At 58.0% G+C, this 7,958-nt stretch carries 7 protein-coding genes and 1 tRNA gene; 3 read left to right on the top strand and 5 right to left on the bottom strand.

What is annotated here, in order from left to right:
* Positions 1–586 precede the first annotated feature (586 nt).
* A complete protein-coding gene (locus LC354_RS25020) occupies positions 587–1,642 on the top strand; it encodes an MBL fold metallo-hydrolase (RefSeq protein WP_223428692.1) in 1,056 nt (351 codons plus the stop codon).
* A gap of 153 nt (positions 1,643–1,795) precedes the next feature.
* On the opposite strand, the gene LC354_RS25015 is transcribed toward LC354_RS25020, so the two are convergent.
* From LC354_RS25015 to LC354_RS24995, 5 genes are read right to left on the bottom strand one after another with little or no spacing between them, the layout of a single operon-like run.
* Positions 1,796–2,563, bottom strand: a complete 768-nt coding sequence (locus LC354_RS25015) for a LamB/YcsF family protein (RefSeq protein ID WP_223428691.1) — start codon at positions 2,561–2,563, stop codon at positions 1,796–1,798.
* A 4-nt stretch (positions 2,564–2,567) separates the two neighbouring features.
* A complete protein-coding gene (locus LC354_RS25010) occupies positions 2,568–3,590 on the bottom strand; it encodes a 5-oxoprolinase subunit C family protein (RefSeq protein ID WP_223428690.1) in 1,023 nt (340 codons plus the stop codon).
* Positions 3,587–4,336, bottom strand: coding sequence for a 5-oxoprolinase subunit B family protein (locus LC354_RS25005; protein ID WP_223428689.1), 750 nt, complete (start codon positions 4,334–4,336; stop codon positions 3,587–3,589). The genes LC354_RS25010 and LC354_RS25005 overlap by 4 nt, the downstream gene beginning before the upstream one ends.
* 46 nt (positions 4,337–4,382) lie before the next feature.
* Positions 4,383–5,597, bottom strand: coding sequence for a winged helix-turn-helix domain-containing protein (locus LC354_RS25000; RefSeq protein ID WP_223428688.1), 1,215 nt, complete (start codon positions 5,595–5,597; stop codon positions 4,383–4,385).
* Positions 5,594–6,628, bottom strand: coding sequence for a LacI family DNA-binding transcriptional regulator (locus LC354_RS24995; protein WP_223428687.1), 1,035 nt, complete (start codon positions 6,626–6,628; stop codon positions 5,594–5,596). Before LC354_RS24995 ends, LC354_RS25000 begins: the two co-directional genes overlap by 4 nt.
* A 129-nt stretch (positions 6,629–6,757) precedes the next feature.
* Between LC354_RS24995 and LC354_RS24990 the strand changes: the two genes are divergently transcribed.
* Both LC354_RS24990 and LC354_RS24985 read left to right on the top strand, forming a co-directional pair.
* Positions 6,758–6,834: transfer RNA gene (locus tag LC354_RS24990), tRNA-Arg, on the top strand.
* A gap of 349 nt (positions 6,835–7,183) precedes the next feature.
* Positions 7,184–7,591 carry a GFA family protein gene (locus LC354_RS24985; protein ID WP_223428686.1) on the top strand — a complete coding sequence of 136 codons (408 nt, stop codon included), beginning with the start codon at positions 7,184–7,186 and terminating at the stop codon, positions 7,589–7,591.
* The last annotated feature ends 367 nt before the right edge of the window (positions 7,592–7,958 follow it).

The following is a 7,958-nucleotide window of genomic DNA, read 5'->3' as shown; positions in this document are numbered from 1 at the left end:
GACGCGACACATCCAAAGGCTCTCTCAGCATTAAACTCAAGCGAGCTGGATGGGACGAGGCATTCTTATGCAGCGTTCTCAATGGGCTGTAAGAGGCATGATGCCAAACGCGATTGCCCTGCGTCGCACGTGGCAGCTATTGCGAAACAAAAGGGCAGGGCACTGAAGTGGGTTTGCCCAGACGCGAATGGGTCCGACCCTCCGGTCGGCATGCGCGTAGGAGCAACGCCCAATTGTAAGTGGCTTAACGGTCGCAAGATAAGAAGGGCGTTGGCGTAGGTCTCTCCACTGTAAGCATACGACTGCGGTGAAATACGGCATGGATTTCAAACGCAAACTGTTGCCTCGGGGTGAGCCTTGCAAGACCTCATAAAAACTACGTTCGATCAAATGGGCTGTGTGAAAACTATCGTTGCCTACCCATCCTTGCTGGCCTTTGCCAAGATTTTCGGTGCGGATGGTGAAAAGGGCGCAGCGGCTTATCAAATCAGGATCAACGCTGCGCCGCATACCGGTTTTGACAGGAAAAGGTTTCGCCGATAGCGTGAACTCACAACAATAAAATCAAAGTTCTTGGGAGGAAAGAATGGGACGATATAAAGCCGCGTCATTGGCTGTCGCATTTGCGATGTTTGGAATGGGGTCAGAGGCTGTTGCTGGCACTTGTCTGGAAGTCACTTTGACCGGAACACAGGGCGGGCCACCCGTGTTTCAGGGGCAAGCGGGATCCGGTACACTGGTGACATACGGTACCGAAGAGAGCAACTGCCGGGATGTGCTTTTGCAGTTCGACACCGGGCGTGGCACGACGCAGCAACTTTCGAAAATCGGCGTTCCGGCAGGGCAGGTCACGGCGGTGTTTTTCACGCACATCCACTCTGACCATTCCGAAGGTCTGGCGGATCTGATGCAGCTGCGATGGCATTTCAATTCCGCTGGTCCAAAGGTCGATCTGGTGTGTCACGAGGATGCCAAATCTCCGGCGGGGCATACGATGAGTTGCCCGAACTATGCAGTGCACATTGGCGATGCTCTGATCCAGTCCGGCGAAATGGCGCAACGCCTGGCGGAGAATCCCAAACGCCTGCCTGGTGGTCCTGCGGACCTTCTCAACGTGATGACATTTGGACCGTCGCAAGAGCCACAGGTTGTCTGGCAGAGCGGCGATGTCATGGTCTCTGCCATTTCCAGTCGGCATGTGGCGGGCCATGCGTCATACCGGGTCGATACCCCTGCGGGGAGTGTTGTGATTGGCGGTGACGCCGGCAACGACGCGCCAGCCCCACCGCGCGATACATCAACGTCGGCGCAAGTCGAGCTTTTGGCCCAGGATGCCGACATTCTGGTGCATTCGGTTATTCACCCGGTCATGGGGCCGGACGGAACAACCGGGTTTCCACCGCCTATCTATTATCGGCAATCAACAGCGACTGACCTCGGGTCTTTGGCTGCGCGGGCAGCTGTTAAGAACCTGATGTACACCCATCTCATTCCGCCACTGGGCGCGCCGCGACAAGGTCCATACCCACTATCAGCCCCTCTTACGGAAGCAGATTATGTAGGTTCAGCACGCGACGGCGGTTTTGAAGGGGACGTAGTGGTTGGAACTGATCTGGCCAAGTTGCGCCTGACGGTCGACTAGGAATCAAGACCACATCCAGTAGGCCGTTCGGCGGAGCCTTCAAGGTTTTGCAGGCGGCCTCTGGATTGTGACATAGAAAGGGTTATTTCGCGTCAAGCCTTCGCGCCCACTATCAAATCTCTTTCATTCTGCGATCTGCAGCGGCCGTTTTGATCATCTGACCCGACCCTGAAAGGTTTTCACCGCAATGCCTTCGGCTTCTAGCGTGCGTCGTACGGACGCTGCGATTTCAACCGCCTCCGGCGTATCGCCATGGCAGCAGATGCTGTCGATCGGCGTTTCGATCTGTTTGCCGGATGCGGTGATGATCGCCTGAGCCTTGACCATGTCGACCATGCGTCGCCCGGCCAGTGCAGCGTCGTGAATGACGGCTCCGAGCAGGCTCCGGTCCACGAGTGTTGCGTCGTCGTTATAGGCGCGATCGGCGAATATTTCGCAGGCAAATCGGGCGCCAAGGCTGCGGGCCGCGGTTTCCTGCGCAGTGGCGGCAAGCACCATCAGGATGGCATCCGGGTGTGCCGAGAGTGCCGCCTCATAGCATCCGCGTGCCATGTCTTCGTCCTCTGATGTCATGTTGCCCAATGCGCCGTGCAGCTTGACGTGACGGACGGTGGCTCCGAGGGCTTTGGCCATGCCAAGCGTTGCTCCGACCTGCACGCGGATCGAGTTTTGAAGCGATGCCAGCGGCATTGTCATGCGCCGTCGTCCAAAGCCCTGTATGTCTGCGAAACCGGGATGCGATCCGATACCGACGCCTTTCGACAGTGCAATACCCATCGTCTTGGCCATTACGTCCGGGTCACCCGCATGCGCGCCACATGCGATATTTGCGGACGTGACAGTCTCCAGCAGGGCTGCATCGTCCCCCATCGTCCAAGGGCCGAAGCTTTCGCCCATATCTGCGTTCAGATCGACCTGCATAAGCTTATCCTTCTTCGAATGGAGAATGTGTGGCGGAAACGACGCCGCCGACCAATTGATAGCTCAAGAGATCCTGCATCGCATGCGGATCCCGGATCAGGGGCGTAACGCGGCGGCCAAGCGTTGCCTCTTCCGCGTCGGCCCGCGCCTGAATGGCGGCACCGTTGTCAAGGTTCACGAAGGCAAAGCGCAACACGGCCCCGGCTGCAGCCTGCGCCACACGGGGCAGATCGCAAGGCAGCACAGTGCCGATCCGGGGATAGCCGCCTGTGGTCTGGCATTCTGCCATCAAGACGAAAGGAGTGCCGTCTCCGGTGATCTGAATGTCGCCGGGGACGATGACTTCGCTGACGACACCGAGTTGCTTTGGATTGGAAAACCCTTCGCCATCGCTGTCCAACCGAATGCCCTGACGATTGGCGCGTGGATCCCTGCGGAACTCAGTTTTCGCAAAACGGGTGCGTATGTTATTGTCGAAATCTTCGGTTTGCATGCTGGGTACAACCCGAACATCACCGCCGGAGAAGCGTCCATCGCGAGGCAGGGTCATGCCCACTCCGCGTCCGGTATCCTTACCAATCGGCAGGGTTTGGCCCTTGGAAACGAGACCTCCCAGACCCACTGATTGATGGGTCGCGCGCGCGCCCAACAAAGGCTCTGTTGCCAGCCCTCCGCCGACGTGCAGATACCCGAACGTCCCCTCGCGGCATGGACCAATCACGAGCTTGGATCCTGCGGGCATGTGGTGGCTTGCATCCCAGACCGCGTTCTCGCCATCGATCGTCGCGCTCATCGCCGCGCCGGTCAGGGCGATACGCAGCGGTACGGTTGCCTCGAACGTACCGCCAGTGCCGGCCATTTCCAGAACCGCCAATGCCGGGCTTTGCTTGAGCAAAGCAGCCCCTTCGTGGACAGCGCGCAAATCAGATGCCCCGCCGCGCGTCAGACCCTTGGCCAAAAAGCCGGGACGACCCAGATCCTGTACCGCGACGCCGGGGCCGACCTGATGCACGATCAACCCGTTCATGTCAGAACCTCGCGCACTGCACCACCTGAGCCATCCGCATTATGCGTCTCTATCCGGGCAAGCTCCTGTGCTGTGATCTGCGTGAACTGAATTTCGTCACCCGGTGACAACGGAAATGGCATGTCGCCTCGTGGTCGAAAACACTGAAAAGCGGTTTGGCCTACATGTCGCCAGCCTGTGGGTGTGTCTTTGGTGAACAGGCAGATTTGACGAACAGCGGCGACAAGAGCGCCTGCGGGCACATTCGGACTAAGCCCAACCTGGCGCGGGATGTTCCATGCGGCGCCCAAAGTGCCCAGATAGGGCTGGCCGGGGGCAAACCCGATCGTCAGGACGCGCAACCGGGCGGCGGTCAATTCCGCTTCGGCCTGTTCGGCTGTCATGCCTGCTGCCTCGGCCGCTTCGGTCAGTTGCGGCGCGCGGTCAGTGCCGAACACGGCCGGGATTGTCCAAAGGGTGCGGCCTGGGGGCAGTGCCACGTCGGTCCAGTCCTGTGACGCCAGAGTATCCTGCAACCGGTCGCGGATCACGGCAAAACTGTGCTGTGCCAGATCAACTCGAAAGAAGGCGGACACCAGCGTGCTGCTGCTCTCGTCGACCTCGGGCCAGCCCAGTGTATCAACAGCGTTACGAAAGGCGATGGCGGCCCGGTTGGCCGTATCCGTCGCTGTATCGCCAAACGTCACCAGAATGCCGTTCAAGCCAACGGAGCGTATTATAGGATAATGGGATTGCTGATCTGACATAAGTCGGAGCCTAGCCGTTCTGCGGCCAAGTGCAATCAGGGCTGCGTCATTTCGCGTCGCGCAACCAGTTGTTTGCAAAAACAACCTCTCGGACGTCGGCAAGGCGCCGGACCCTCTCCAGTTCACGTTCGAAGGCGGCGCAACGCCCCTTGCCCCACCGCACGCCGCGCTCGGGCCAAAGCGCGCGGACGCGCAACTGATCTTCATCCCGAAAAGCTTTCATGTCGACTCGCCCGACCAGACGATCCCCTTCAAGAATCGGAAACACGTAATATCCATATTTTCGTTTGGGTTCCGGGACAAAAACCTCGATCCGGTAGTCAAAGCCAAACAACCGCTCGGCGCGTTTGCGGTCACGCAAGGCGGGATCAAACGGGCTCAGGACGCGCAGTCGGGGTGTGGGTATAATGCCCAGAGCAGGGTCATGGGCAATGTTCGGCCAAGCAAAGGCTGGCCGGGTCGATCCATCGACGTTGGTAACAAGGATTTCGACAATATCACCACGTGAAAACGCCGCGGCGCACCATCTCTTTGCCTCGGCAGGTGTAATATGCGCCCAGAATGCCGCCAGTTCGCCGTGCGTGGCAAAGCCCAAACGGTCCAACGCCCCCCTGCAACACCAGTCGATTGTTTCATCGGTGTCCGGCGCATTTGCAGGATCGATCACGCTGGCATCCAAAACACGTTCCGTCAGATCGTAGTGCTTTTGAAACCCTTGTCGTTTGACGACGGTGAGCGCGCCACTGCGCCACAGGTACTCCAAGGCGGTCTTGGAGGGATGCCAGTCCCACCAGCCGCCGCTGCCGCGTTTTTCCCCTTCGCCGACTTGCGCTGAACAAAGCGGCCCGCGTTCCCGGATCATATCAAGGACGGTTTCGAATTGCGCCTCGAACCCTTCCCGGCGGCCATCCTTCCAGCGTGAGCGGAGCAGGTCGGCGTCCCGTTGGCGACGCAAGTTCCAGTGGGGATAAAACTGCATCGGTACGACAGCTGCGTCGTGGGTCCAATGCTCGAACAAGGCTTGATCGCGTTCGTAAAGACGTTTGAGTGCCTTGGGGCGATATTGAGGCCTGCGCGAAAACAGGATCATATCATGCGCGCGCGCAACCGTATTGATGCTGTCGAGTTGCACGAAGCCAAGACGGTGGATCATTTGCAAAAGGTCAGCCCCCGCAGCACGCCCTTGGGGCGCCTCGGACAGGGCGTGACGATCCAGGAATATCCGTCGGGCGGCTTGGTTCGTGAGGGTATACGGTGTCACGTGCGCCGATTGCGGCGCAATGTGTCTCCGTAGGAAATCTTCGGCGTCAGCGTAATGTGCCGTGACGTTTGATCACTGTCAGGTTTGGATCGTTCCAGAATGATTTCCGCGGCCGCACGGCCAATCTCAAGTCGGCATGCATCCGTCGTGGCGAGCTGGCGGGGCAGGCCCTGCAACAGCTCGACGCCGTTGAAACCGGCAAGACCAATCTGGCCCGGCACATCGATCCCCTCGTCCAGCAGGTACAGCAACCCTCCAGCGCCAATCATGTCATTGGAATAGTATAGAAAATCCAGGTCAGGATTCTCTTTCAGCATTGCAGCCGTCATTTCACGGCCCTTGGCCAGCGCTGAACCCCCCGAATAAAAGTCACGCGCCTCGATTTCGACGCCTGCCTTGGCAAGCCCTTCGGTCAGACCTTCGAAGCGTTTGCGCGCGCGGTGGTCGCGCGGCATGGACGTGCCCATGAAGCCTATGCGCGAATAGCCCTGTTTCAGGATAGCCTTGGCCATGTCGAGGCCCGCCTTGCGGTGCGAAATGCCAACGACGTTGTCGACCGGGTTGCCGTCCGTATCCATGATCTCGACCACGGGAATGCCCGAGTTGTGCAGCATGGCTGCGGCCGCGTCGGAGTGCTCAAGCCCGGCGATGATAACACCCGACGGTCGCCACGACAGCATTTCGTACAAAACACGCTCTTCTTTGTCCCGCATGTAATCGGTGACGCCAAAGACAGGCTGAAGCGGTGTATCTTCAAGCACTTGGTTGATGCCCGTCAGCACTTCCGGAAAGACCATGTTGCTGAGCGAGGGCACGACAACGGCAACCAGATTGACGTGTTGAGATGCCAGCGACCCCGCGATTTGATTGGGCACATAGCCAAGGTCTTTGGCCGCTTCCAACACCTTTTTACGTGTCGCTTCGGAGACGTCACCGCGGTTGCGCAGAACCCGGCTCACAGTCATTTCGGAAACACCAGATGCCGCAGAGACATCACGCAGGGTGAGTGGGCGTTGGACGCGATCTGTCAATGGTAGTCCTCATAAAAGTGTGTAAGCCGAGTTAGCGCTAAGTCTGCGAGGAATTCAAGCATCACCGGACAGTTATTGGCCACCGAGAGGGTGACAAGGCCATGCCGAAACGGTAAATGAGGCACTTCCGGCCCCGTGGCTCAACTGGATAGAGCAGCCCCCTCCTAAGGGGCAGGTTGCAGGTTCGAATCCTGCCGGGGTCACCAAAAACACACGAAAAATATGGCCTATTTACAGGGCTTTGTGCGCAAGCTTGCAGAAAGTCCAGTGAGCTTTCGCACCGAATTTTGCTGAAACAGCAGAAATCTGGCACAAAACCTGTAAAATCCGTACGTCTTTGCGCCTTTTGGGGGTCTTCCAATGAGTTGTCGGGTGGCCGATCGTCACCCTTTGAGCTGGTCCGTCCCTGTAGCTAGGAAACGGAGCATCAGTCACACCATGTCGTTAGCTTCAACACCGGGTTGCATTCGTTCAAATCTTTGTTCGGCCCTTGAAGATCGTTGCAATTTTCCTCAGTGTTGTGATGGCGCCGATGCCAAAAACCAAGGGAATCCCATGACAAAACTTACCGGCAAATGCCTCTGTGGCGAAATCTCATTTGAAGCCGATGGCGACGTGCCGGTCATGGCGAATTGCCACTGTACCGCATGCCGCCAATCCACGGGCAGCGCATATGCCACGCTGATGTTTATGAAACAAGGCGATGTAAAGATCACCGGAACGCCGAAAACGTACCAACACAAGTCAGACGCTGGCAACACGATGACCAAGCATTTCTGTGGCACTTGCGGAACGCCGCTGTTCACGCAGAATTCAGCCCGCGAAGGCATGCTCGGTTTGCGCGCTGGCGTCATCAACGAAGATGCAGAATTCGCCCCGAAGGTGAATGTGTATACGTCCAGCAAGATGAAAGCGACCGTCCTTGATGACGGCATCCCGGCCTTCGAGAAGATGCCGGGTTAAGCCCATTCTACCTCCAGGGGCGTTCTGGCATCTGGAGGTTATATGAATGGCCCAGATCGTGGTGAGTGGCAGTTTGCCTATAGTCTCACTTGCCGCTTGTTCGCAGCAAGTGTTGATGCAAGTCTGGGACTTGGTCCAGGTTTCATGCTAGCAGGAATTAGTTAGTTCCAACCGAAGCGAACCCTTCTATGACCCGGCTCTATTTTAATCTTGTCCATCGCCCCCTCCTTCGGCCTTCACTTATCGTTGTCGCGGTTTTTGCGCTTTGCGTAAGTGGGCAAGGCGATGCACAGGCACAAATGTCCGGCGGCGGCATGAAGCATGGAATGCATGGTCATGGTTCGGACGGCATGGGACATGACGAGAT

Origin of the sequence: Tateyamaria pelophila (assembly GCF_019966495.1) — a bacterium.
Classification (GTDB): domain Bacteria; phylum Pseudomonadota; class Alphaproteobacteria; order Rhodobacterales; family Rhodobacteraceae; genus Tateyamaria; species Tateyamaria pelophila.
Note: the sequence above shows the minus strand (reverse complement) of the source record. Positions and strands in the feature narration are given on the sequence as shown.